The sequence below is a fragment of the Polaribacter marinivivus genome (genome assembly GCF_042651285.1).
GTDB classification, from domain to species: Bacteria; Bacteroidota; Bacteroidia; order Flavobacteriales; family Flavobacteriaceae; genus Polaribacter; species Polaribacter marinivivus.
Map to the genome: position 1 here is coordinate 353,563 of NZ_JBHSCY010000002.1, position 25,851 is coordinate 379,413.

Here is a 25,851-nt window from a genome sequence, read left to right on the forward strand (position 1 = left end):
ATTCCATAAAATAGATACACACCCTAAGGGCGAGTAGAGAAATAACGACGTAGTAATGTTCTGTTTGAAGTAACAGTAACTTTACAAAAATTCATAATATTTAAATTTAACTCGTACATTTTTCTAAATATGCTGTAAATGTATATTATTTTTTTAATTGACTCTAAAAATTTAAATAAATTTTACAATTTTTACATATCTGCTAAAAATTGTACTCTTAAACTAATAATTTAATAGTGAAATTAAGAATTTTACTATCCTTTAATAGAATTAACTTTAGTTTTTAATTCGAACTTATTGTTTATTAATTATATCTTTTGGTTACTATTACTGCTAATCTTACAATTCGTCCTAGAATTTTTACAGTTGGGTAATTATTAGTTTTTAAATCTCTAATACTAGCGGATATTTGTGGTGTTATTAATCAATAAAACAACTTATTATGAAATTTTTAGTATCAATTTTAGTAGCAACAGCATTCTTTGTTTCAAGCACAATTTGTGGTCAAGAAAAAGTAACTATAACTGCAAAGGTTATAAATGTAACTTCAGAAAATGGTAAAGTTGGCTTTGCTTTATATAGTAAAGATAATTTTATGAAAAAACCAATTGCCTCTTTAGAAGCAAAAATAAAAGATGGTATAAGTATTGTCGAATTTAAAGATATTACACCTGGAGAGTATGCAGTTATTTGTTATCATGATAAAAATAATAATGATAAAATGGATTTTGCAACTAATGGAATGCCTTTAGAAGATTATGGAGCTTCTAATAATGTAATGAATTTTGGTCCTCCAACCTTTGATAATGCTAAGTTTACAGTTTCTAATAAAAATGTATCTTTAGATATCAAATTTTAAAAAGATAATTTTATATAAATGAGTTCTAGCAAAAACATATCTAAAAAAGACATCAAAGAAGGTGTTGTTGTAAGTTTTAAAATAACTTTAATATTCACCATCTTATTTGTCATCATAAATCAAAATTTTACAATAAGATCTATAGGATATACTTTTTTAATATCTGCAATGTATTCTTTTGGTTTAGGTTTTGCTCAAGGAGTCATTAACGATTTGCTAAGTAAAAAATGGGATTGGATTAATCATACCAACTTAAGAGTTTGGGCAGGCATAATTGCAACTGTATTTTATACAGTACCTATAGTGTTAGCCATAAATTATTTCACTTACATTGTAATTTCTGATAATGATCCAGCAACTTTTTTTAAGGGTAATTTTATTTGGTATCACTTATTCTACATAATACTTTCTTTTGGAGTTTCTGCTTTCTTACATGCTAGAAGTTTTATGATAGAATGGAAAAAATCAGTAAAAAAAGAAAGTACAAAACAAGAATTTGTTGCTAAAACAGAAACAGCAAAGTTTGAATCTTTAAAAAATCAAATAGATCCTCATTTTTTGTTTAACAGTTTAAATGTATTAACTAGTTTAATAGGAGAAAATCCTAATCAAGCAGAAAAATTTACAACAAAATTATCTAAAGTTTATAGATATGTTTTAGAACAACGTAATAAAGATTTAGTACCCATAATAGAAGAACTGAATTTTGCAAGAACCTACATGCAACTTTTAAGAATGCGTTTTGAAGATGCTGTAGAATTTAATATCCCTGAAACTGTTAGTAATTCAGAACTAAAAATTGTACCACTTTCTTTACAATTATTATTAGAAAATGCAGTAAAGCATAATGTAGTATCAACCTCTAAACCATTAGTAATTAATATTTACGAAGCAGATAATTATTTAATTATTGAAAATAATATAAATCCTAAAGAAGCTATAGGTAAAAGCACCAAGGTTGGTTTACAAAACATAGCAGATAGATATGGATTAATTACAAATAGAGGCGTAAAAATAGAAAATAACAACAAAACATTTAAAGTGAGTTTACCTCTCTTATATAAAATAACAGACATCATGTATCAAGATAATTTAGAAAATAGCAAGTATGTAAAAGCTGTTGAAAGAGTAGAAAAATTAAAGGAGTTTTATCAAAATTTAGCATCATATTGTATTATAATTCCATTTTTAATTTTTATTAATTTAAGATTTTCACCACAATTTTATTGGTTTTGGTTTCCAGCTTTTGGTTGGGGAATTGGTTTATTTTTCCACTTCTTAGAAGTAAATAATTACAACATATTCTTAGGAAGAAATTGGGAAGAACGTAAAATTAAAGAGTTGATGGATAAAGAAAACAGACAAAAAAGACTAAGATAATGAGAACTGATCATCAAGAACAAAAGTACATTAGAGTTCGTAAAAAAATAGAAAAGATAAGTAAGTTCTATAAACACTTATCTGTGTATTTAGCTGTAAACACTTTCTTATCAGCAATTTTTATTATTGGAGATATAGAAGCTGGAGATACTTTTAATGAAGCATTTTTTAATTTAGGTAATTATAAAATTTGGTTTTGGTGGGGTATAGGTATAGTTTTTCAAGCAATTGGAACATTTGGCTTACCAATGATTTTTAGCAAAGATTGGGAAGATAGAAAGCTGCAAGAGTATCTTAAAGAAGAAGAAAAAACAAGATTTTAAAATGGAAGCAAATTATAAAGAAGAACAAAAATATTTTAAAGCAAAAAAACGTGTAAACGATATAAAAGGCTTTTATGTTCACTTATTTATTTATCTAATTACAATACCAATAATTATTACTGTAAACTTAATGTTTGTGCCAAGTTTTCATTGGTTTTGGTTTTCTGTTTTAGGTTGGGGTATGGGACTATTTTTTCACTGGCTTGGTGTTTTTGGATTTCAAAAATTAGGCCTAGGTAAAGATTGGGAAGAAAAGAAAATTAAAGAATTTATGAACAAGAAGTATTAAGACTATGGAAACAAAATATTTAAAACATCATATAAATTTAATAGCTGAACAGAGAATAAAAGACATTAAAGGTTTTTACACACATGTATTTTCAACTTTTTTAATATTACCTTTTTTAATTTTTATCAACTTAAAAACTGTTCCTCAATTTGAATGGTATTGGTATGCAATTGTGGCTTGGTGTTTAGGTTTAGTTATTCATTGGATTAACGTTTTTCCTTTTTCTAATTTAGAATTAAAAAAAACTTGGAAAGAGCGAAAAATCAAAGAGATTATTGGAGATGAAAGTTCAAATAATACTATAGAAGAAGATCAATACTTACAAGAAAAATATTACCTAAAAGCTAAAAAGCAAGCACAAGAAATTAAAGGATTTTACATTCATTTATTTGTATACATATTTTCTTTTCCTTTAATAGTGTATGTAAACTATACGTTTGTACCAAGTTTTCAATTTTTCTGGTTTGCTTTAGGAGGTATGTTAATTGCACTTTTTTTCCATTGGTTAGGTGTGTTTGGATTTGATTTACTTGGCTTAGGTGAAAAATGGGAACAGAAAAAAACACAAGAAATTATAAAAAAATATCAATAAAATGGAATCAGATTTTTTACAAGAACAAAACTATATTCGTGCTAAAAAGCGAGTAAAAGAAATAAAAGGATTTTACATTCACTTAATGGTTTATATCGTAATTAATATTATGATTAGTGGAGTAATAGTTTATGGTTTAATGCATAGTGGAGATACATTTGTTGAAGCTATTCAAAATTTCGGAACAATATCTACTTGGTTATTTTGGGGAATTGGTATGTTTTTCCATTGGTTAGGTGTCTTTGGATTTAAATCTTTAGGACTAGGCAAAGATTGGGAAGAGAGAAAAATAAGAGAGATGATGGAAAAAGATGATGAACAAGTTAAAAAAATATCAAGAAAATACTAGGTAATGTTTTCTACAATTGGTTATCTGCATTTACTGTTTTCTGTTATTTCTATGATTACAGGTCTTATAGTAATTCTTAATACAAAAGGCACAAAATTTCATAAAAGAGTAGGTTATGTTTATGTTGTAAATATGTTATTATTAAATATATCTTCTTTTTTTATTTCAAATTTTAATGGATTTAGTATCTTTCATTTCTTTGCTATTGTAAGTTTAATAACCATTTTAGCAGGAATGTACCCAGTATTAAAAAGATCAAAGAATTGGTTACAAAAGCATTATTATTTTATGGCTTGGTCTGTAGTTGGTTTATATTGTGCTTTTTGGTCAGAAGTAGGTACAAGATTTGTAAAAAACATGCAAGATTTTTGGTGGGCAGTAGCTATTGCTACTTTTTTAACTGCTTTTTTAGGGAATTATTTCATCAAAAAAAATGCAAAAAAATTAACAGAACAATAATATGAACGTTTTAATAATCGAAGACGAAAAACCTGCAGCTAGAAGATTAAATAGAATGTTAGCATCATTAAATATTGATGTTAGTGAAATGCTGCATTCTGTTGAAGAGAGTTTAAATTGGTTGCAAAATAATGAACATCCAGATTTAATTTTTTTAGATATTCAATTATCAGATGGTTTATCTTTTGAAATATTTGAAGAAATAGAGGTGAAATCAGCTATTATTTTTACAACTGCTTACGATGAATACGCTTTAAAAGCATTTAAATTAAATTCTATAGATTACTTATTAAAACCTATTGATGAAGATGAATTAGAGGCTGCTGTAAATCAATTTAAAAAACAACAACCAAAACAAGCTGAAGTTCAGGTTAATTTAGATGACATTAGAAAACTATTAATAAACCCTATAGATAGAAAGTTTAAAAAACGTTTGTCTATAAAAGTAGGTCAACATATAAAAATAATTCCTGTAGATGATATAGAATGTTTTTACAGCGAAAATAAAGCAACTTATATACATACTTTAGAAAAACGTAACTATTTGTTAGATAACTCTTTAGAGAAATGGGAAGAGCAATTAAACCCTGAACAATTTTTTAGAGTAAATAGAACTTTTATAGTACATATAAATGCAATAAAAGATATTATTTCTTATACCAATTCAAGATTAAAATTAGTTTTAGAAACGTATAATGATCAAGAAATTATTGTAAGTAGAGAGCGTGTAAAAGATTTTAAAAACTGGATTGACTAAAATCATTTTTTTAAATAAGTATAATGATTTTCAATACTTTTTAATACAATTCACTAATAAAATACTACAATTCACTATATTTCTTTTTTTCTTAATTATGATTTAATTCATTTTTGGTGAAAAATAGAAATTATGAATAGATTTTTTAATTCTTTAGTTAAAGCATTTGGGTTTACCTTAATCATACATTCAGTTGTATTTGCTATTCAATTTTTTTTAAATGCTTTTGATCTAGACGAAATTTTAGAAATAATTGGTTTAACTATTCCATTTTTATTAATTCCAGCATTTTTATCATTTTACATATTTGAAAAAAATCTTGTTTTCAAAAAAATTATTACTAAAGTTTTTTCTTTAAACTTTATCTTAATATTTATTATAGTTTATATAAATTTTAGGTTCATTAATGAAAATTTAGAACACTCAATTTTTAGTTTTATAAACTTTATTATTGCTATTATTTCTTCTTTTATAAGTTTCTTTATTACATTTTACCAAAAAATTAATTCAACAGAAATTACACAATTAAAAAATAATTCAAAAAAAATAGAATTTTCTTACTTTAAAACTTTTTCAATTTCTTTAACAGGTACATTTTTATATGTATTTCTAGCAGCAATAGATACTTTTTATTTTGAAGAATCAATAAAAATTATTTATACTTTTTTACCACTAGGATTTATTTTCTCTGTATTGAGTATTCATTTCTTTAATTATGTATACAGTCAATTTTCATTAATTAAACAAAAACTTTATATTTTAAGCTATTACATTTTATCTATTTCATTTTTAGTGTTTTGGATAATATTATCCTTTAATAATTTTAGAATTGTAAAAAATGGTCTTGGTCCTTCTTTAGATAGAGCTTTTTTAATTCCTACTATTTTATTATACACTCCTTTTTTTCTTTTTGTTTTAATTATAACTCATTTTTATTTTTTACAATTAATTAATAAACAAAAAGCACAAATACTAAAACAAGAAACATTAGAAACTCAATTGAATTATCAACAACTAAAAAACCAATTATCACCACATTTTTTGTTTAATAACATCAATGTATTGTCAAGTTTTATTGAAGAAAATCCGCAAAAAGCCGTTTCTTATGCAAATAATTTAGCAGATATTTATCATTATTTCTTGGAACAAGAAAAACAAGATGTTGTTAAAGTAGTTGATGAAATTAACTTTGCAGAAAAATATCTACAATTATTAAAAGATCGATTTGAAGAAGGTTTGGATTATACAATTAGTATTGATTCTGAAACCAAACAAAAATTTATAGTAGCTACCATTTTACAACAGGTTTTGGAAAATGTCATCAAACATAATATTATCGATAAAACATCGCTTATACATATCAATATATCATCAAAAGAAAATTACTTAATAGTATCTAATAACAAGAATTTGAAAAGAAATAAGCAACTAACAAGCAATAAAGGAATTGAAAATATAAAACAACGTAATGCTTTTTTTACAGAAGAAAAAGTGATAATCGAAGATACAAATGAGACATATTGTATAAAGTTGCCAATTTTAGAAACTATATAAAATGACTGCATTAATCATAGAAGACGAATTACCTTCAGCCAGAAGATTAGAGCGATTATTGAATGGTTTTGATATTCAGGTTTTGGGAAATTTAACTTCAATCAAAGCATCAATTTCTTGGTTTCAAAACAATCAACAAACAGATATTTTATTTTTAGACATTCAACTTGCAGACGGTTTGTGTTTCGAAATTTTGGAAATAATTAATATCTCATCAAAAATTATATTCACAACTGCTTTTCCAAAATACAGCATTAAAGCTTTTGATTTTGATGGGATTTCCTATTTGCTGAAGCCAATTAATGAAGAAAAACTAAAATTAGCCATAGAGAAAGCAAAGCAATTGCATCAAAAAGATAAAAGCTATGAACAATTAAAGAAAGCTTTACAAGACTTTGAAACTGAAGTTTATAAAACTTCTTTTACTGTAAAAGTTGGAAACAAAATAAAAATTATAGCTGCTGATGATGTTGAATTATTTTATAGTTTTGAGAATGCAACATTTTTAAAATCTAAAGAGGGTAATTATATCATAAATCAATCATTAACAAGTTTAGAAAGCGATTTAAATCCTAAGTTTTTTTTCAGAGTAAATAGAACTTTTATAGTACATATAAATGCAATAAAAGATATTATTTCTTATACCAATTCAAGATTAAAATTAGTTTTAGAAACTTATAATGATCAAGAAATTATTGTAAGTAGAGAGCGTGTAAAAAAATTTAAAAACTGGATTGACTAAACAAATTGATTAAATAATTTTCAAAATCTTAAACTTTACTTATTTTTATCAAAAATAAATTTTTTGATGAATCAAAAACAACAAGAATTCTTTGATTACATAACCGAAGGCTATAAAACTAAAGGCGAATTTTTAACTTTAGGAGCTGCTATGTTAGGTGAAGAAACAATTACAGATGCTTTAGTAAAAGTACCTTTAAAAACTTTAAATAGACATGGTTTAATAGCTGGTGCAACTGGTACAGGAAAAACAAAAACTTTACAAGTACTTGCAGAAAATTTATCAGAGAATGGAATTCCTGTTTTATTGATGGATATTAAAGGAGATTTATCTGGCTTAGCAGAACCAAGTCCTGGTCATCCAAAAATAGACGAACGTCATACAAAAATTGGGTTTCCTTTCGAAGCTAAAAAATTTCCAATCGAAGTTTTAACCATTTCAGAACAAGATGGAACTAGAATGCGTGCAACCATTTCTGAATTTGGTCCTGTTTTATTATCAAGAATTTTAGATTTAACAGAAACACAAAGTGGTATTGTAGCTATTATTTTTAAGTATTGTGATGATAACAAGCTACCTTTGTTAGATATAAAAGATTTTAAAAAAGTTTTACAATTTGTAACTAACGAAGGTAAAGATGAAATTACTGCTGAATATGGTCGAATTTCATCTTCTTCTACAGGTGCAATTTTGCGTAAAATTGTAGAAATCGAACAACAAGGTGGAGATTTGTTTTTTGGTGAAAAATCTTTTGAAGTAGAAGATTTAACAAGAATAGATGAAAATGGTAGAGGAATAATTTCTGTTTTACGTTTAACAGATATTCAAGATAAACCTAAACTGTTTTCAACCTTTATGCTACAATTATTAGCAGAGGTTTACGAAGCTTTTCCTGAACAAGGAGATTCTGGAAGACCAGAACTTATCATTTTTATAGATGAAGCTCATTTGGTTTTTGAACAAGCCTCAAAAGCATTATTAAGTCAAATAGAAAGCATTGTTAAGCTAATTAGATCTAAAGGAATAGGCTTGTATTTTGTAACTCAAAACCCTAAAGACGTTCCAGAAGATATTTTGGCTCAATTAGGATTAAAAGTGCAACACGCATTAAGAGCATTTACAGCAAAAGATAGAAAAGCTATTAAATTGGCTGCTGAAAACTATCCAACATCAGATTACTATGATACAAAAGAAGTTTTAACTCAATTAGGTATTGGTGAAGCCTTTATTTCTGTTTTAAACGAAAAAGGAATTCCAACTCCACTAGCAAGAACTATGTTAAGAGCGCCAATGAGTAGAATGGATGTTTTAACAGATAAAGAATTGAGTAATGTAATAAGCAACTCTAGATTGTACTATAAGTATAATAAAGACTTAGATAGAGATAGTGCATATGAGTTATTAAATGAAAAAATAAATGCCATTAATGAGGCTGAACAAAAAGCAATTGCTGATGAAGAAGCTCAAAAAGAAAAAGAAAGATTAGCCAAAGAAGAAGCAAAAAGAAGAAATTCTAGAACCTATACTAGAAGAAGTACAAGACAAGATCCATTAGTTAAAGTACTTACAAGTGCTACTTTTATTAGAGCTGTTTTTGGAATATTAAAAAAAGTGATTAAATAATAAATCGTATAAAAAACACGTTTGGTTTAAAGCTAAACAACTAAAAAAAATGAAAAAAATTAACAATCAATTATTATATATATCTTTAGTTATCCTTTTTTTAACTAGCTGTACAAATCATAGTAAATATGTTATAGAAAAAGGAAAAGTAGGTGATATAACAACAGAAACTACAATTAAAGATTTAAACCAAATTTTTGCAAAAGACTCTATAGTTTCAACTTTAAGTGAAGGTGCTTTAGGTGACGATTATTTTCAAGATGATGATAAGTATAAAATTTATGAAAAAGGAGGGAAGCACTTATTAACAATTGTACCAAAAGAACAATTAGATTCTACATCTACGATAAAAAGTGTTGAAATTCATGATAGTCGTTTTCACACAAAAAATAATATTAATTTAAATTCTAATTTTTCAGATATTAACGCATACAGTAAATTAAGAGTTGAGTCTACTTTACAGTCTGTTACTTTATTTTTAGATGATATAAATGCAACTATAGCAATTGATAAAGAAGAATTAGGGTTAAGAGATTTTTCTACTCAAAATGTATCTTTAGAACAAATACCTGATTTAGCTAGAATAAAATCTTTTGTAGTTTGGTTCGATTAATATGAAAAATTATAAAATTCAAAAAACTCCTTTTGTTGTGCCTACAACAGATGGTAAACTAATTGAAGAACATTTTGGTAAAGCTACAGATGGTAATGATGCTATAAGTATTGCTCATATGATTGCTCCACCAAAATGGAAAGAGCCCTTTCAAACTCCAGAATTTGATGAATTCACCTACATAATAAAAGGTAAGAAACAATTTATTATAGATGGAGAAGAAGTTATTTTAAAAGCGGGTGAATCTATAAAAATTAATAAGAATGTTAGAGTGCAATATTCAAATCCTTTTGATGAAGAATGCGAATATATAGCTATATGTACTCCTGCTTTTTCTTTAGATCTTGTTAATAGAGAAGAATAATTTTTTCTTTTTTACCATTTCTTTTGAGCAAATAATTGTATTGATAGTTCACCTTTAAATTGATTTAGATTTCTAAATTGCATAAAAAAAATAATTAATGAAAAACGCAATTGCTCCAAAAACAATTAGACAAATATTTGTTCTATCTCTCATTATATTTTTTGCAATTTTAATATTTAAAGAGTTAATACCTTATTTATCAGGCATTCTAGGTGCAATTACTATTTATGTATTGCTTAGAAAACCTATGGTTTTTTTATTAAAAAAAGGCTGGAAAGTAGATCTTGCTGCAGGCTTTTTAATGCTTTTTTCATTTTTATGTATTCTTGTTCCTGTTGCTGGAGTTTTAATAATGTTAGGAAATAAAGTAAGTGATGCTGTAAAAAACTCTGAAGAAATTGCCAATTTAATCAAAAGTAAAATAGATAGTATAGATCACGATTATGGATTTAATTTAAGTTCTAGAATAAATACTTCTGAAATGTCTGGCTGGATTTCTGATAACTTAGAAAATTTTGCTGGTAGTACTTTTGATATATTCTTATCTATTGGGTTAATGTACTTTGCACTTTATTACATGCTTACTAATAGAAAAATGTTAAGAGAATCTTTATATGAATACATACCTATTAGTCAAAAAAACCTTAAAATTATTGGTGCAGAAACCCAAGATATGGTTAGGTCTAATGCTATAGGAATTCCTTTAGTTGCAATTGCACAAGGTATTATTGCATTAATTGGTTTTTTAATTTTTAATATAGATGATCCTTTCTTTTGGTTTATTGTGGTAACTGTAGGCTCTATGATTCCTTTTGTAGGAACTTTAGTAGGTATTTTACCTGTATTTATTTTAACATATTCAACAGGTAACTCTTTTGCTGCTTGGGGTATTTTAATTTATGGTTTGGTAGTAGTTGGCTCTACAGATAACATTATTAGACTTTATGTTTTAAAGAAACTAGATAATGTACATCCATTAGTAACTTTAATTGGTGTTATTGTTGGTGTGCCTCTTTTTGGATTTATAGGATTAATATTTGGCCCTCTATTAATAAGTTTATTTTTAATAGTAGTAAAAATTTATAAGAAAGAATTTGGAGCAATTATGGAAGATAAAAAAGTACTTTAAGCGTATTTTTTATTTACAGATTCTTTAAGTTTTAAAAACTTAGAGTTTTTCTTTTTATTTAGATAATGTCTTAAAACCCCACCCTTAACACTATTTACATCAAATTCTACAATAAATGCATTTGGGTCTATTTCTTGCACAATTTTATACATTTTTTTAATATCAATTCTGTTGATGATAGAATGAATGATATCAAAATCTTTTGCTATTCCTTGACTACCAAATCCAGATGTACCTTTATAAATAGTTAAACCCACACCTAATTCTTCTATAATAGCAATTTTAATTAAATCATTTTTTTTAGAAACAATAGTAACTCCAATAAAATCCTCAAAACCCTCTACAACTGTATCTGTTACTTTAGCAGCTATAATATACGTTAATATAGAGTACATGGCTATTTCTATTGATACTACAAAAGCTGTAATACTAAATAAAATAACATTAAAAAACATTACAACTTTCCCTATAGAAACTCCGAATTTATCATTTAAGTAAACTCCTAATATTTCTGAGCCATCTAAGACTGAACCATTTCTAATGGCTATACCAATTCCAGAACCTACTAGTAAACCACCAAAAATTGAAATGAGAAGTTTGTCATTAGTTATAGTTTGAAAATTTTCGAAATGAATAAATAAAGCAACTCCTAAAATACTGATAATAGATTTTATTACTATTCTTTTAGAAACAGTATAATATCCTAAAATTAAGAAAGGAATACTAAATAATATAAGTAGATATGACATGTTAATATCTACTTGAGTTCTTACTAAAAGAGCTATGCCAGTTACACCACCATCTAAAAAACCATTAGGTAATAAAAAGGCTTTTAAACCCAAACTAGTTAATATAATTCCGATTACTATTTGTAAGTATTCAGAAATATAGTTTGTGGTTTTTTTAGCATCCATCTAAGTTTTTTCTTTTACAAGCTAATAAAGTATTTTTAAGCAACATTGCTATAGTCATTGGTCCAACTCCTCCAGGAACTGGCGTAATAAAATTTGATTTTTTTGATACTTCTTCAAAAGCGACATCACCAATTAATCTAAAGCCTCTTTTTTTACTTGAGTCAGCAACCCTAGTTATGCCAACATCAATTACAGTTACATTATCTTTAACCATATCTGCTTTTAGAAACTCTGGTATACCAATTGCTGCAACTATAATATCTGCTTGTAAAGTAATTTCTTTTAAGTTTTTAGTTCTACTATGACACATAGTTACAGTAGCATTACCTACTTTTCTTTTTTGAGATAATAGAATACTCATTGGGCTACCTACAATATGACTTCTTCCTAAGACAACTACATGTTTTCCAGAAGTTTCAACCTCATATCTATCAAGTAATTCTAAAATACCAAAAGGTGTAGCAGAAATAAATGTTGGTAAATTTAAAGCCATTTTACCCACATTTGTAGGATGAAATCCATCTACATCTTTGTCTGGGTCTACAGCCATGATTACTTTTTGCTCATCTATATGATCTGGCAATGGTAACTGCACAATGAAGCCATCAATATCATTGTCAACATTTAGAATTTCGATTTCGTTTAATAGTTCTTTTTCAGAAATGTCTTCTGGTAATCTAATTAAAGTAGATTCAAAACCTACTCGTTCACAAGCTTTAACTTTTGCATTAACATAGGTTATACTTGCGCCATCATTACCAACTATGATAGCTGCTAAATGAGGAGTTTTTTTATCATTTCTTTTAAGTTCTGCAACCTCTAAAGCAATTTCTTCTTTAATGTCTGCAGAAGTTTTTTTTCCGTCTAAAAGTATCATAGATTTTTATTTACGAATTACGAACCAATAATTCGTAATTTCTTATTCATATTATTTATTTCATTCCTTTCATCATCTGCATCATCTTTCTGCCTCCACCACCTTGCATCATCTTCATCATTTTACTCATTTGAGTAAATTGTTTCATTAATTGATTCACTTCTTGTACAGATGTTCCAGAACCTTTTGCTATTCTCTTTTTTCTACTAGCATTTATAGTGGTTGGTGTACTTCTTTCTAATGGTGTCATAGAATGAATTATGGCTTCTATACCTTTAAAAGCATCATCATCTATATCTACGTCTTTCATAGCTTTTCCAGCACCAGGTATCATACCAACTAAATCTTTCATGCTACCCATTTTTTTGATTTGTTGTATCTGATTTAAGAAATCATCAAAACCAAACTGGTTCTTAGCAATCTTTTTCTGTAATTTTCTAGCTTCTTCTTCATCATATTGATCTTGAGCACGTTCTACAAGTGATATAACATCACCCATACCCAAAATACGATCTGCCATTCTATCTGGATGAAAGACATCTATAGCCTCCATCTTTTCTCCTGTACCAATAAATTTAATTGGTTTATCTACAACAGATTTTATGGTTAATGCAGCACCACCTCTTGTATCACCATCTAATTTAGTTAATACAACACCATCAAAATTTAAAATATCATTAAAAGCTTTTGCAGTGTTTACTGCATCTTGCCCAGTCATAGAATCTACAACAAATAAAGTCTCTTGAGGATTTATAGCTTTATGAATATTAGAAATCTCTGTCATCATTTCTTGATCTACAGCTAAACGTCCAGCAGTATCAATAATTACAACATTTTTTCCATTTGCTTTTGCATGAGCAATTGCATTTTTAGAAATTTCTACAGGATTTTTATTGCCTTCTTCAGCATAAACTTCTACACCAATTTGTTCTCCAACAACTTGTAGTTGGTTTATGGCTGCAGGTCTGTAAACATCACAACCTACTAAAAGAACTTGTTTTGTTTTTTTTGTCTTTAAATAATTTGCAAGTTTTCCAGAAAAAGTAGTTTTACCTGAACCTTGTAAACCAGACATTAAAATTACAGTTGGTGAGCCACCTAAATTAATACCAACAGTGTCTCCGCCCATTAATTCAGTTAGTTCATCTTTTACCAGTTTTACCATTAACTGACCTGGATTTAAGGTAGTTAATACGTTTTGACCAAGTGCTTTAGTTTGTACTTTTTTAGTAAAATCTTTTGCTATTTTAAAATTAACATCGGCATCTAATAATGCTCTTCTAACTTCTTTTAAAGTTTCTGCAACATTAATTTCTGTAATTTGCCCATGACCTTTTAGGGTGTGTAGAGCTTTATCTAATTTATCGCTTAAATTATTAAACATAATTTGTATTCTTTTTAAGAACTACAAATATAATTATAAGAGTTTGCTTATAAAAGATTATAAAGTGTTAATCTCTTTTTAAAAGTAAACTTGAAAAAAAGTTGATAAGATGCACAAAAATAGAAGTAATAAAAAGTAAAAAGCCTCCTATAAAAATATAATTAAATTCTACACTATTAAAAAAACTTGAGTTAGGTAAATTACCATTCTCATCAAGATTTAAGACAGCATATAAATAAGGTAATAAACATAAGACTTGAAGTACTAAATGTGTTATTGTTAATCCCTTTTTTGGTTCTTTTTTTATGATATTTAAAGACAGGTAATTAATGCCAATTAAACCAAAATAAACAGCAGAAACATAACACCAAAAATCTACATTAATTAAATAATAAATGAATGAAATATTAATATCTATAGGAATATTTCTATTGATAAAACCAATAATTAAAAAAACAGGAATTAAACCAAAGAAAAATAAATGGGGTTTTCGAATTATTTTTTTCAATTAATAAAATTTTTGAAGTGTTTCTAGGTGATGCTCTGTATGATGAGCTGTCCACATAATTATTTCTCTAACAGTCATTTTGCCCATTAATGGATGTGGAATTACTAAAGTATCTAAATTTTTATCGCTAATTTTTCTGGTTTTGTATTGCAGTTTTTTCTGCTGAATTTGAAATCGAGTTAATAATCTTTCTTTTTCTTTTAAAGTTGGTTTATATAAATCTTTATTAAACTTTTTTGCTCTTTCTTGATTTGCTAATAGTTTTTCTTGATATTTTTTTGCAACAGTTTTATAGTCTCTTGGTTCTCTATTACAAGTACCAAATTTATATTTTAAAATAAACCTAGGATAACTTAAAGCATTATTTAATAGTTGTAAACTATTGACTAAGTGTTGGATATGTTGACTAGTTGACCATTTGTCTTTTGGACCATTTTCCCAATTTTCATCTGGTTGATTTTCTAACCAAGTAAAAAGATCTTGATGTTTTTCTTCTAGTAAATCTGCAATATCGTTTTTATCCATATTCTAATAATATCTGTCTAAAAATACTAAAATAAAATAGATTTTCAGTCTATACTTTTTAAAGTAAATTTTTATTTTTTGTAATCATGATTATATTACATCAAACCCACTATAAATAAACTGTTATAGTTAAAAAAAGCATAGAAATAATGGTTAAAATAATAAGTAAAGGAATCATAAATTTTAACCATTTATTATAACCTACTTTTACTACTGCTAAAGAAGCTAATATTAATGCAGTAGGATTTATAAAATTAAATAAACCATTACCTAATAAATATGCGTTTACCACATGTTCTCTACCTAAAGATACTGTATCTGCTAAAGGAGACATAATTGGCATTGTTAGAACAGCCATTCCTGAAGAAGAAGGAATAAAAAAAGTTAGTCCTGTATACACAAAAAGCATTGCATTAATAAAAAGCCCTTTTGGCATGCCATCTGTAAATGAACTAGCATAAAACAAAAGTGTATCACTAATTAAACCATTTTCCATTAAAACAGTTACACCTCTTGCTAAACCAATTATAAAAGCAACTCCCAATAAATCTCCTGCGCCTTTCATAAAGGTGTCTACAAAAGTAGCTTCATTAATTTTACATATGAAACCTATTAAAATAGCACCTACAAAGAAAACACCAGTCATCTCTAAAAACCACCAATCTAAATTAGAAACACCATAAACCATTACAACAAAACATAAAATAAAAATGGTTAACACTAATTTTAATTTAGAATTAAATTCAATTTTAGTTGATATATTTTTAAAAGAAAACAGTTTTTCTATTTCTATTTTTTGATCATAAATAATAGATTTTTTAGGATTATTTTTTACTCTAGTAGCATATCTAATAATGTAAAAAATACAGGTAGATAAACCAACAACAAATAAAATAATTCGTTCATATAATCCTGTTGTCCAATTAATACCTGCAGAATTTGATGCAATTATAGTACTAAAAGGATTTATAGTGGACATCATACAGCCAATTTGACTACCAACAAAAATACAGGCTAAAGCAACCATAGCATCGTATTTTGCAGCTAAAAAAATAGGAATTAAAATAGGGTAGAAGGCAATAGTTTCTTCAGCAAATCCAAATGATGTTCCTCCTAAAGCAATTAATGAAGTAACAGCTATAATAAGAATATATTCTTTTCCTAAAAGTAATTCTGATAGTTTAGAAATACCAGCTTCAAATGCACCTGTAAAATTAACAATGGCAACCAAACCACCAATAAATAATACTAAAATTATAATATCAGCAACTTGAATAATACCTTTTAATGGTGCTAAAACCAATTCTTTAAAACCTTGTGGTTTAGCATCAATGTTTTTATAAGTGCCAGGTATACTAATTGGTTTATAAATAGCCCCAGAGGTAAATTTATCAATAGGAATTTTTACTTGTAAATCATCTAAAGTTTTTTGATTTGCTTCTAAGTTTATAGCTCCAAGATGATTACTTCTAATAAAAGTATTATCGTCTTTATTGTAAGCTAGTCTATCATATTCACCTGAAGGAACTACCCAGGTCAATAATGCAACAAAAACTGCAATTAATAATAAAACAGTTTGTGCTGTTGGAAATTTTATCTTTTTCATCTTTAGAAATTGTAAGATTCTAAAGATATAATAAAATTATTTTTTAGCGATAAATTCTAAAGCAACTCCATTAATACAATGACGTTTTCCTGTAGTTTTTTGAGGTCCATCATTAAAAGAATGTCCTAAATGACCTCCACAAGTATTACATTTTAACTCTGTTCTTGCATAGCCTAATTTATAATCTACATCTAATTCTACACTACCTTCAATAGCCCTGTCAAAAGAAGGCCAGCCAGTACCTGAATCAAACTTATGTTCTGATGCATAAAGTGGAGTTTTGCAAGCTGCACAAACGTATGTTCCTTTTTTGTAGTTTTTATTTAATGGACTTGTAAAAGCTCTTTCAGTTCCAGCTTCACGAAGTACATAATATTCCATAGGAGATAAAAGTTTTTTCCATTCAGTATTTGATTTTTCAACTTTATATTCTTTTTTTTCTTTTGATTTTTCTTGAGCAATACTATTACAGCTTAACATAATACTAAAAAAAAGAAGTCCGATTATATTTTTCATGAGTTTTCTATTATAAATTTTACAATTCTATTTGTTATTTTTTTATTTCTTAAAATTTTGGTGTGACCTAAACCTTTTGTTATTAATAGTTTTCCATTACTCAAGTTTTGACGAATGTTTATACCACAACTTACATCTACATCACCATCATTTACATCATGAACTATTAAAACTGGTATAGTAACATTTTTAGCTACATTACTAGTAGCAAAATCATCAACATTTTGTTTCCATTTTTGTTCAAAATATGTTCTTAATTTTTTTCCAAATTTATTTTGTAAACCTAAGTTATTTGAAAAATTATTTAATATAGTAGATGTTTTATCTCCAGAACCAACCGTAATTAAACAATTAAAAATATTTTCTTCTTTTTGAGTGTTCATAAGAGCCATACCTCCAAAAGAATGACCAACAGCAGCACAAAAGGGACCATAATTATTATGTAAAGCCTTTATAGTTTCAATATACTCTAAAAGATTTGTTTTTTTTCCAGATGATTCTCCATGGGCAGGCATATCAAAAGAAATAACCATAAAACCTTTCTCTAGTAAAGTATTAGCAATCATAAAAAGTTGTGTGCTTCTACCTGCCCAACCATGGGCTAATAAAACTTTCTTATTTGAAAAACCATAAGATAAAACTTCTATTTCTTTATCTATTCTAGATACAAAAAGTTTACTTTTTTGTGAAGTATTTAGCATGCCTAACTCCCTTTTAGGAGTTTTAAACTTTATAGGAGTTACAAAGATTTTTGAAGCTAATATAATAGTTAGTTTTGAAGATATATGTTGTATTATTTTAAAAAACAAGCTTACAAATTTTGGTACTTGTAAACTAGAATTAAATTTATCTGCCTCAAAAAAAATCATTTTCAAAATTATAAAAGTTCTTTTAAATATGAATAAAGCACAAATATGATTGATTAAATTAATAAATTGCGTTATAGAAATTAAAAAAAATCTAAAAATGAAAAAATTTATAGCTTTATGTATGACTATATTTCTATTTGTAGAGTGTAGTACTGTACCAATTACAGGTAGAAAAAGAGTTAATTTTGTGAGTGATGCACAAGTATTACCTGCAAGTTTTGCACAATACAGTAACTTTTTAAAAGAAAATAAAGTATCTAATAATAGAGCAATGACTAACCAAGTAAAAGAAGTTGGAAAAAACATTGCAGCAGCTGTAGATCGTTTTATGAGAGCTAATGGAATGACAGAAGAAGCGAATGCTTACAAGTGGGAATTTAATTTAATTGAAGACAAAACTGTAAATGCTTGGTGTATGCCAGGAGGTAAAGTTGTTTTTTATACTGGTATCATGCCAATTTGTGCAAATGAAGATGGAGTTGCTGCTGTTATGGGACATGAGGTTGCTCACGCTTTTGCAAAACATGGACAAGAAAGAATGTCTCAAGGACAATTACAACAAATAGGAGGTATAGCTGTAGCATTAGGTACATCTGGCTCTAGTGAAAGTTCACAACAAATTTGGAACACTGCTTTTGGTATAGGTTCTGGTTTAGGGATGCTAAAATTTAGTAGAACTCATGAAAGAGAAGCTGATAGATTAGGTTTAGTTTTTATGATTATGGCAGGTTATGAAGGAACAGAAGCTGCTGAAGTTTGGGTTAGAATGAGTCAAAAAACAAAAGGTAGTAAAGGACCAGAAATTTTAAGTACACACCCAACAAACGAATCAAGAATTCAAGATTTAAGAAGTTATTTACCAACTGCAAAACAATTAGCAGTTAAATTTAATAGTCAACTTAAAAGTTAAAACAAAGAATAAATAGAATTACTATCTTGTAACCGTTCAAAAATTAATTTTGGACGGTTTTTTTTATAAATAAGCATATGTTAAAAATTGGTGATAGTAAATTAATTAATAGTTGGGCTTTTTATGATTGGGCAAACTCTGTATATTCTTTAGTAATTAGTACAGCTGTTTTTCCATTATACTATAGTGCAGTAACAGAAGGTAAAACAGTTTCTTTTCTTTTTATGGATTGGGATCATCCAGATAGTTTATATAGTTATGCATTATCTTTTTCTTTTTTAATAGTTGCATTTATATCTCCAATTCTTTCTGGTATTGCAGATTACACAGGTAATAAGAAAAAATTTATGAAATTTTTCTGTTGGATGGGAGGTTTGTCTGTTTGTAGTTTATATTTTTTTGATGGAATAGATACAGTTTGGATTGGTATTGTTTTTACCATTTTAGCAAGTGTTGGATTTTGGGCAAGCTTAGTATTTTATAATGCATATTTACCTGAAGTGGCACATCCAGAACAACAAGATAGAGCTAGTGCAAAAGGATTTATTTATGGTTATATAGGATCTGTTATATTATTGGTAATTAATTTAATATTAATACAAAAACCAGATTTATTTGGTTTAACATCTGGTATGGCTTCAAGAATATCATTTGTTTTAGTTGGTATTTGGTGGATTGGTTTTGCACAAATAACTTTTAAAAGATTACCTAATAACGTTTATAATAAAAAACCAAAAGCAGATTATATCTGGAGAGGTTTTAGAGAACTTAAAATTGTAGCAAAACAAGTAATAGAATACCCTACTTTAAAAAAGTTTTTAATTGCTTTTTTTCTATTAAGCGTTGGTGTACAAACCATAATTTTATTAGCAACTATTTTTGGGTCAACAGAATTAGGTTTAGAAACTATTGACCTAATTATTACAGTTTTATTGATTCAGATAGTTGCAATTTTAGGAGCCTTTTTATTTTCTAGAATATCTGAAAAAAAAGGAAATTTCTTTGCATTAAAAGTAACCATTATTATATGGATGATTGTTTGTTTTTGTGCATTTTTATTACATAAAGATTTGCCAAATGTTTCTATTTATTTTTATAGTTTAGGAGGTGTTTTAGGTTTGGTTTTAGGAGCAATACAATCTCTTACAAGATCTACTTATTCTAAATTATTGCCAGAGACAGAAGATCATGCAACATTTTTTAGCTTTTATGACGTAACAGAAAAAATAGCAATTGTGTTAGGTACTTTTGTTTATGGTTTATTGTATGCAATTACAGATTCTATGCAATGGAGTGTTTTATGTTTAGCACTTTTCTTTTTAGCATCTTTAATAATTCTTTCTACTTTAAAAAGAACAAAATATGTGCAATAGATTAATTATTAAAAATATTTTTTAAGTTGTCATTTTCAATTTGAACCACAAATTCTATTAATATTTTTTGATCTTTTTCTGTAAGCTTATTAAGCATTTTTTCTCCTTCAGAAATTGTAGTTAATGCTAATTGTAAACCATTTATTTCTTTTTTAGAAAATACATTTGGTTTGTTTTTCATTTTCTTTATCAGAAATGCTATTATTTCTTTTATTTTTTCAACAAGAATTTTATCATGCACAATATTAAAAAAAGCTTCTGTACTTAATACAAATTCCTCAATTTCTGAGTAGGGAAGTAGTTTAATTAATTCGTTTATTTTATCTGTTTTATAAGGTGGTTCTATTTTTTTATGTAAAGCAATGTCTACAAGTGCATTTTCAAATTTTGTAGCACCTCTAAAAGATTTCATAGCTTTTAATCCTGAAGTAAAAATTTTTGGAAGATGTTTACCATGAGTAAATAATAATTTAAATGATTCTAAAACAATATTAAAAAGCTTTTCTGGTTGCTTTATAAAAACATCTAACGTGTTAAATGCTTCATTTAATTCTTCTCTTCTTTTTAAATCAGGGTAAACATAGGTTAAAAAATAATTTCTTAATCCGTTAACTATATCTTTATTTATTGTTGTTGGTAGAGGGTATTCTTCAATTAAACTTTTATATTGATATCTTTCTAGTATTACATTTCTGTAACCTTTTATAATCTCTTCTAAAACTTTACTTCTATTCATATTACATTTAGAAATCAACAAATTTAAAAACAAAATAGCAACTAAATTTAGTTGCTATTTTAGATTCTATATTTAATAAAAGCTATTTAATATCATTATTAGTAACTTCATAATCATACACAAAAAATCTTTTAGAAGGCTCTTTTGCTATCCAATTTTTTATGTTATAAATATTTTTACCACTCTCATTAGGTTTGTATATTTTTAATATACTTTGATTATTATCCCTTATTACTACAGAGTCATAATCTATAAGAGATGGCTCTAAATAAGTGCTACCAATATCAAAACCTTCTTGAAATAGCACAACTTCATTTGGTGCTATTGTTAGTATTTTTCTCAAGTTTACATCAGAAGAAACAAAATCAATATTTAGAGATGTATCTGTTAAATTTTTGATGTTTGCTTCCATATCTGCTACTGGATCACAGCTTATGATAACCAGAGAAAAAAGAATAACTTTAATTATGTTTTTCATAAAAACTTAACTAATAATTCTATTGTACAGTAACATTAAAAGTTACTTCTACATCTGTACTTCCTCCAGCCCCAGCAACTGTTCCATTATTTGGTTTTGTTGGCTCATGCTTTAAAATAACTGTTATACTTCCAGATCCAGCTGTTCCTGTTGATAAAGAAGTCGCAATTCCTAAAGGATTTCCATTACCATCTGTATCTGTTTTAGTAATTGTTAAGCCACTCACTGTAGAAACATAAAAGAACTCATGTTCATCTCCTTCTTGTTGTACTTCATTAGTTATATTTTCAGCAGGAGATGTAGTTTCATTTAATAATTGCACTAAACCTGTATAAGTTGTATTTGCAGTTAATGGACCAGAAATAGTTGTAGTAGGTAGATTTGGTCCATCTCCATCTGTATCTTGAAAAGTTAATGTAACTACATCATTACCATTTGTTAAAGTATAACTTACTGTAGTTATTAGTTCTCCTTCATGGTCATGATCGTGGTCATGATCGTCTGAACAACTTGTCATCACTAGAGTTGATACAAATAATATTGCTAATAATTTAATTGATTTTAAAGTGTTTAATTTTTTCATTTTTAAATATTTTTTAATAATTAATTTTAATTTTAAGGTTAACATTTCTTCCTAATTCATCAGCGAAATAACGAAGTCTGTTTAAATTTTCTCTATAAGCTACATTAAAAAGATTATCTACATTAAATTCTAATTGTAAACTACCTTTTTTAAATGGATAAAAAACAGCAGATGAATTAAAACCAAACAGTATATAGCTTGGTGGAGTAGAACTTATATCTACTAAAACATCTTGTTGTGTTGTTGGGTTAAATGTGGTAAAATTGTAATCTGGAAATCTATTTTGTTGAAAAACAGTTCTTTGATGAATACTTAATTTTAGCTCATGAAACTGATTATATTTATATACTATTCTATTACTAAAATTAGCAGATGGCATATGAATTAAAGCAATGTCATCTGTTAAATTATCTCCTTGTAATAAACTTAAACTACCAATGTAATCGAATTGATTTGCTATTTTTTTATTGATATCAATATCAACTCCAAAAATTTGTGCATTTACTTGGTTGTATTCCCAAACTGGAAAAGCTCCTCTTATTGTTGTTCTAATTCCTGTTGGTATTAGTTGAATAAAGTTGTTTATGTTTTTGTAGTAGGGACTAATAGAAAAACCAAAATTTTCATTTGTTCTTTCAAAAGACGCTACAAATTTATTGGCAGTTTCTTTACCAATTGTTAATAAACCTGTTTCTATTCTTGCTGCACTATGATGCAAACCATCACTAAACAATTCAGAAGGATTTGGAACTCTTTGTGCTAATCCATAATTAAACAAAAAAGCATAATCTGTATTAAAACGTTTAGAGATACCTAAGCTAGCAGATATGTTATTAAATGTAAAAGTTGGTCTAGTTACAATTCTAGAGCCATCAATTTCTCCTGTTTCGAATTCAGGAAATAATACATCATAATTTTTATCATTCCAATCTGACAAACTATATCTTTTTCTAGCATCTATTCTTGAATAATCATAACGTAAACCTGCATTAAACTCTGTACTTTCATTTAAATCATAATTTACAATTGCATAAATGCCAGCTTCATATTTATCATAATCTGGAATTAATGGGCTTGCACCTGTACCAGATACAGCATCGTTTTGCTGATAACGCACTAAAAGACCTGTGTTTATTCTAAAATCTTCTAAATAATCTATTTGTAAATCTGGTTGAATACTAGTTGTAAATAGTCTTAAATCTATTACAGGTATATTACTTAAATCTCCTCTTCTAGAATCAAACTCTTTTCTTCTGTTTAATTGAAAATCATATTGTACAGATAACTTACCAAAGTTTTTAAAACGTTTGTAAGCTTCAACTTTTCCTAAATGATGAACTATACTTTGTCTAGGATAATTTATATCATAAGAAAAATCATCTGTTATTCTTGGTGTTTGGCTATTAATAGCTGCTACTAAATCATTTACATTACCAATATGTGAAGATTGTAAAATAGCTAGCTTATTATTTACATAGCTATAATATGCATCAAAACCTTTTTCATAAGAATTAAAACCTATTCTAAATGAGGTGTTTATATTTTCTAAACCACTATTAGTTAAATAGTAATCTGGAGCTCTAAAATCACCAAATTTTCTATAATTAGCTTGTAATTTACTATACCAACCAGAATTGTATGTTTTAACAATTTCAGAATTAATACTACCTCCAAACCCATTTGAGTTTAAAGATGTTATTGTACTACCAAAAAGGCTATCTTTAATTGCGTATTTTTTAGGCTTTATAAGAATTAAACCACCAATAGCATCACTTCCATACTTTAAAGAATTAGCACCTTTTACAACATCTATTCTATCACTAGCATTAATATCTATATTAGGTGCATGTTCATCTCCCCATTCTTGATCAAACATTCGTACATTATTATTTATTATTAATAATCTACTACTGTGTAAACCATGAATCATTGGTTTTACTATAGTATTACCAGTATTTAAAGATGAGACTCCACTTATTGTATTTAAAGCATCTCCTAAAGATTTATCTGTAAAATTTGTGATCACCTCTTTCTTTAAAGATTGCTCAATGCTTGTAACTTCTGTTTTTGTATTTGTTTTTACAACAACTTCTTTTAATTCTTCTAGATGATGTTCTAGAGATATTTCTTTAAAAGTATCTTTGGTTAATGTAAATACAATTCTTTTAGTTTCACAAGCAATATGCTTAATTTCTATAGTTAGTTTTCCTTCACATAAATTGTTAAATACAAATTCTCCATCAAAATTTGAAGTGGCAAACTTGTTTAAGTTAACAATATGAATGGATGCACCAACAATAGAAGTATTGTCGTGAAAATCAGTTACTTTACCTTTAAGTGAATATGTGCAATTTTGAGCTTTTGTATTATAAAAACACAATAAAAAAGCACAAAAAATTAATAGTTTTTGCATATTATTTTTCTATGTTCTGTTTAAGTTTTTTAAGCTAGAACATAAAGAGGTGGTCCTCTTAAAGAAAACGATAATTGCTGATGATTTTTTAAGAAATTTTGTTGTAATGTTTCAGATGATTGAATTTCAGAATTATTAAAAAACTGATAATCTGAATCAACTAAAAACGAATTACTTTGTTTATATAAATGAAGAGTACAGTCTAAATCTTTATCATGTATATGTTGTTCTGTTTTAGAAAAACATATTTCATGTTTATGATTTGTTAACGAATGAAAAGCAAGAACCGCTATTGGTAAAAAAAATATTACCAGTAGTGTAACACTAATAAAATTAGCAAAACTCTTGTTTTTAAACATTACTCTTTTTTTCTTGACTTTAAATTTAATAATTCAACTGCTAAAGAAAAAGCGATTGCAAAATACAAATATCCTTTAGGAATTACTCCAACAGAATTGTTAAAAAATTCAGTATGTGATAAATGAGCTCCTTCTGCTATTAGCATAAAACCTATTAAAATTAAAAAGGACAATGCCAACATTTGTATGGTTGGATTATTGTTTACAAAAGTATTTATAGGCTGAGAAAAAATCATCATTATAATAATAGAAACAATAACAGCAATAACCATTATTGTTAAAGCGCCTTCAACACCATTAGTCATACCAACAGCTGTTAAAATACTATCAAAAGAAAAAACAATATCTATTAAAATAATCTGAATAATAACATTTGTAAATGAAACTACTCTTGGTGTTTTTACGACTGCTTCTTGATTTGTATCTTCCATTTTTTGACGAATTTCTTTAGTACTCTTATACAAAAGAAAAATTCCACCTAAAAAAAGTATTATACTTTGTCCTGTTAATCCTGTTTTAAACCAACCTATGTCTAAACTATAAAACGGATCTTTTAAAGCAATTAAATAAGACACACTAAATAATAACAAAATACGAGTTATCATTGCTAAGCTAAGCCCAACTAAAGTTGCTTTTTTTACATGTTTTTTTGGAAGTTTATTTGCTGATATTGAGATAAATATAATGTTATCTATCCCTAAAACTATTTCTAAAAAAGTTAAGGTTAATAAAGATATCCAGGTTTCAGCATAAAGAAAAATTTCCAT

Annotated in this window: 30 protein-coding genes; 16 read left to right on the plus strand and 14 right to left on the minus strand. The window is 26.9% G+C overall.

The window, feature by feature from the left end; genetic code table 11:
* The first annotated feature begins 442 nt into the window (after nucleotides 1-442).
* The 14 genes from ACFOWD_RS09665 to ACFOWD_RS09730 all read left to right on the plus strand — a co-directional run bounded on the left by ACFOWD_RS09665 (nucleotide 443) and on the right by ACFOWD_RS09730 (nucleotide 11,033).
* A complete protein-coding gene (locus tag ACFOWD_RS09665; RefSeq protein ID WP_377410128.1) occupies nucleotides 443-859 on the plus strand; it encodes a DUF2141 domain-containing protein in 417 nt (138 codons plus the stop codon).
* Between the two features lie 18 nt (nucleotides 860-877).
* On the plus strand, nucleotides 878-2,239 hold the full coding sequence (locus ACFOWD_RS09670) for a 2TM domain-containing protein (protein ID WP_377410130.1): 1,362 nt from the start codon (nucleotides 878-880) through the stop codon (nucleotides 2,237-2,239).
* Nucleotides 2,239-2,562 (plus strand): 2TM domain-containing protein, encoded by a 324-nt coding sequence (locus ACFOWD_RS09675; RefSeq protein ID WP_298993428.1) that lies wholly within the window; start codon nucleotides 2,239-2,241, stop codon nucleotides 2,560-2,562. Before ACFOWD_RS09670 ends, ACFOWD_RS09675 begins: the two co-directional genes overlap by 1 nt.
* Nucleotide 2,563: 1 nt before the next feature.
* Nucleotides 2,564-2,851, plus strand: a complete 288-nt coding sequence (locus tag ACFOWD_RS09680) for a 2TM domain-containing protein (RefSeq protein ID WP_377410132.1) — start codon at nucleotides 2,564-2,566, stop codon at nucleotides 2,849-2,851.
* Nucleotides 2,852-2,855: 4 nt separating this feature from the next.
* Nucleotides 2,856-3,443, plus strand: coding sequence for a 2TM domain-containing protein (locus ACFOWD_RS09685; protein WP_377410134.1), 588 nt, complete (start codon nucleotides 2,856-2,858; stop codon nucleotides 3,441-3,443).
* A 1-nt stretch (nucleotide 3,444) separates the two neighbouring features.
* Nucleotides 3,445-3,792: a 2TM domain-containing protein gene (locus tag ACFOWD_RS09690; RefSeq protein WP_298993425.1), complete on the plus strand. Its 348-nt coding sequence runs from the start codon at nucleotides 3,445-3,447 to the stop codon at nucleotides 3,790-3,792.
* 3 nt (nucleotides 3,793-3,795) lie between these two features.
* Nucleotides 3,796-4,251, plus strand: coding sequence for a DUF2306 domain-containing protein (locus tag ACFOWD_RS09695; RefSeq protein ID WP_377410136.1), 456 nt, complete (start codon nucleotides 3,796-3,798; stop codon nucleotides 4,249-4,251).
* A gap of 1 nt (nucleotide 4,252) precedes the next feature.
* Nucleotides 4,253-5,008: a LytR/AlgR family response regulator transcription factor gene (locus ACFOWD_RS09700; protein WP_377410137.1), complete on the plus strand. Its 756-nt coding sequence runs from the start codon at nucleotides 4,253-4,255 to the stop codon at nucleotides 5,006-5,008.
* Between the two features lie 132 nt (nucleotides 5,009-5,140).
* The gene (locus ACFOWD_RS09705) at nucleotides 5,141-6,562 is read left to right on the plus strand and encodes a sensor histidine kinase (protein ID WP_377410139.1); all 1,422 of its coding nucleotides are present in this window, start codon (nucleotides 5,141-5,143) and stop codon (nucleotides 6,560-6,562) included.
* Nucleotide 6,563: 1 nt separating this feature from the next.
* Nucleotides 6,564-7,304 carry a LytR/AlgR family response regulator transcription factor gene (locus ACFOWD_RS09710; RefSeq protein WP_377410141.1) on the plus strand — a complete coding sequence of 247 codons (741 nt, stop codon included), beginning with the start codon at nucleotides 6,564-6,566 and terminating at the stop codon, nucleotides 7,302-7,304.
* A gap of 66 nt (nucleotides 7,305-7,370) precedes the next feature.
* Nucleotides 7,371-8,927, plus strand: a complete 1,557-nt coding sequence (locus tag ACFOWD_RS09715) for a helicase HerA-like domain-containing protein (RefSeq protein WP_377410143.1) — start codon at nucleotides 7,371-7,373, stop codon at nucleotides 8,925-8,927.
* Between the two features lie 49 nt (nucleotides 8,928-8,976).
* The gene (locus ACFOWD_RS09720) at nucleotides 8,977-9,540 is read left to right on the plus strand and encodes a hypothetical protein (RefSeq protein ID WP_298993420.1); all 564 of its coding nucleotides are present in this window, start codon (nucleotides 8,977-8,979) and stop codon (nucleotides 9,538-9,540) included.
* A gap of 1 nt (nucleotide 9,541) precedes the next feature.
* Nucleotides 9,542-9,904: a cupin domain-containing protein gene (locus ACFOWD_RS09725; RefSeq protein WP_377410145.1), complete on the plus strand. Its 363-nt coding sequence runs from the start codon at nucleotides 9,542-9,544 to the stop codon at nucleotides 9,902-9,904.
* A gap of 97 nt (nucleotides 9,905-10,001) precedes the next feature.
* A complete protein-coding gene (locus ACFOWD_RS09730) occupies nucleotides 10,002-11,033 on the plus strand; it encodes an AI-2E family transporter (protein ID WP_298993414.1) in 1,032 nt (343 codons plus the stop codon).
* Here ACFOWD_RS09730 and ACFOWD_RS09735 read toward each other — a convergent pair.
* From ACFOWD_RS09735 to ACFOWD_RS09770, 8 genes are all read right to left on the minus strand, one after another.
* Entirely contained in the window at nucleotides 11,030-11,947 is a 918-nt protein-coding gene (locus tag ACFOWD_RS09735) for a YitT family protein (RefSeq protein ID WP_298993412.1), read from the minus strand. The two genes, ACFOWD_RS09730 and ACFOWD_RS09735, sit on opposite strands and share 4 nt — an antisense overlap.
* Complete coding sequence (gene folD / locus ACFOWD_RS09740) at nucleotides 11,937-12,824, minus strand: bifunctional methylenetetrahydrofolate dehydrogenase/methenyltetrahydrofolate cyclohydrolase FolD (RefSeq protein WP_377410148.1); 888 nt, start codon at nucleotides 12,822-12,824, stop codon at nucleotides 11,937-11,939. Before folD ends, ACFOWD_RS09735 begins: the two co-directional genes overlap by 11 nt.
* Before the next feature lie 55 nt (nucleotides 12,825-12,879).
* The gene (gene ffh, locus ACFOWD_RS09745; protein ID WP_377410150.1) at nucleotides 12,880-14,208 is read right to left on the minus strand and encodes a signal recognition particle protein; all 1,329 of its coding nucleotides are present in this window, start codon (nucleotides 14,206-14,208) and stop codon (nucleotides 12,880-12,882) included.
* Nucleotides 14,209-14,275: 67 nt separating this feature from the next.
* Nucleotides 14,276-14,716 carry a hypothetical protein gene (locus ACFOWD_RS09750; RefSeq protein WP_377410152.1) on the minus strand — a complete coding sequence of 147 codons (441 nt, stop codon included), beginning with the start codon at nucleotides 14,714-14,716 and terminating at the stop codon, nucleotides 14,276-14,278.
* Entirely contained in the window at nucleotides 14,717-15,241 is a 525-nt protein-coding gene (locus ACFOWD_RS09755) for a DinB family protein (protein ID WP_377410154.1), read from the minus strand.
* 109 nt (nucleotides 15,242-15,350) lie between these two features.
* Entirely contained in the window at nucleotides 15,351-16,847 is a 1,497-nt protein-coding gene (locus ACFOWD_RS09760) for a YfcC family protein (RefSeq protein ID WP_377410156.1), read from the minus strand.
* A 36-nt stretch (nucleotides 16,848-16,883) separates the two neighbouring features.
* A complete protein-coding gene (gene msrB / locus ACFOWD_RS09765; protein WP_377410158.1) occupies nucleotides 16,884-17,363 on the minus strand; it encodes a peptide-methionine (R)-S-oxide reductase MsrB in 480 nt (159 codons plus the stop codon).
* Nucleotides 17,360-18,232 carry an alpha/beta hydrolase family protein gene (locus tag ACFOWD_RS09770; protein WP_377410160.1) on the minus strand — a complete coding sequence of 291 codons (873 nt, stop codon included), beginning with the start codon at nucleotides 18,230-18,232 and terminating at the stop codon, nucleotides 17,360-17,362. Before ACFOWD_RS09770 ends, msrB begins: the two co-directional genes overlap by 4 nt.
* Nucleotides 18,233-18,329: 97 nt before the next feature.
* On the opposite strand from ACFOWD_RS09770, the gene ACFOWD_RS09775 reads away from it, so the two are divergent.
* Together ACFOWD_RS09775 and ACFOWD_RS09780 are read left to right on the plus strand one after the other, a co-directional pair.
* Entirely contained in the window at nucleotides 18,330-19,142 is an 813-nt protein-coding gene (locus ACFOWD_RS09775; protein WP_377410162.1) for a M48 family metallopeptidase, read from the plus strand.
* 77 nt (nucleotides 19,143-19,219) lie between these two features.
* A complete protein-coding gene (locus ACFOWD_RS09780) occupies nucleotides 19,220-20,515 on the plus strand; it encodes an MFS transporter (protein WP_377410164.1) in 1,296 nt (431 codons plus the stop codon).
* A gap of 1 nt (nucleotide 20,516) precedes the next feature.
* Here the strand turns inward: ACFOWD_RS09780 and ACFOWD_RS09785 are convergent, their stop codons facing one another.
* The 6 genes from ACFOWD_RS09785 to ACFOWD_RS09810 form a co-directional block, all read right to left on the minus strand.
* Complete coding sequence (locus ACFOWD_RS09785; protein ID WP_377410166.1) at nucleotides 20,517-21,251, minus strand: hypothetical protein; 735 nt, start codon at nucleotides 21,249-21,251, stop codon at nucleotides 20,517-20,519.
* Between the two features lie 82 nt (nucleotides 21,252-21,333).
* Nucleotides 21,334-21,729: a hypothetical protein gene (locus ACFOWD_RS09790; RefSeq protein ID WP_298993382.1), complete on the minus strand. Its 396-nt coding sequence runs from the start codon at nucleotides 21,727-21,729 to the stop codon at nucleotides 21,334-21,336.
* Nucleotides 21,730-21,748: 19 nt separating this feature from the next.
* The gene (locus ACFOWD_RS09795) at nucleotides 21,749-22,312 is read right to left on the minus strand and encodes a type 1 periplasmic binding fold superfamily protein (protein WP_377410168.1); all 564 of its coding nucleotides are present in this window, start codon (nucleotides 22,310-22,312) and stop codon (nucleotides 21,749-21,751) included.
* Nucleotides 22,313-22,325: 13 nt separating this feature from the next.
* Nucleotides 22,326-24,725, minus strand: coding sequence for a TonB-dependent receptor (locus ACFOWD_RS09800; RefSeq protein ID WP_377410170.1), 2,400 nt, complete (start codon nucleotides 24,723-24,725; stop codon nucleotides 22,326-22,328).
* Between the two features lie 29 nt (nucleotides 24,726-24,754).
* The gene (locus tag ACFOWD_RS09805; protein WP_377410172.1) at nucleotides 24,755-25,084 is read right to left on the minus strand and encodes a hypothetical protein; all 330 of its coding nucleotides are present in this window, start codon (nucleotides 25,082-25,084) and stop codon (nucleotides 24,755-24,757) included.
* A complete protein-coding gene (locus tag ACFOWD_RS09810) occupies nucleotides 25,084-25,851 on the minus strand; it encodes a TerC family protein (RefSeq protein ID WP_377410174.1) in 768 nt (255 codons plus the stop codon). The genes ACFOWD_RS09805 and ACFOWD_RS09810 overlap by 1 nt, the downstream gene beginning before the upstream one ends.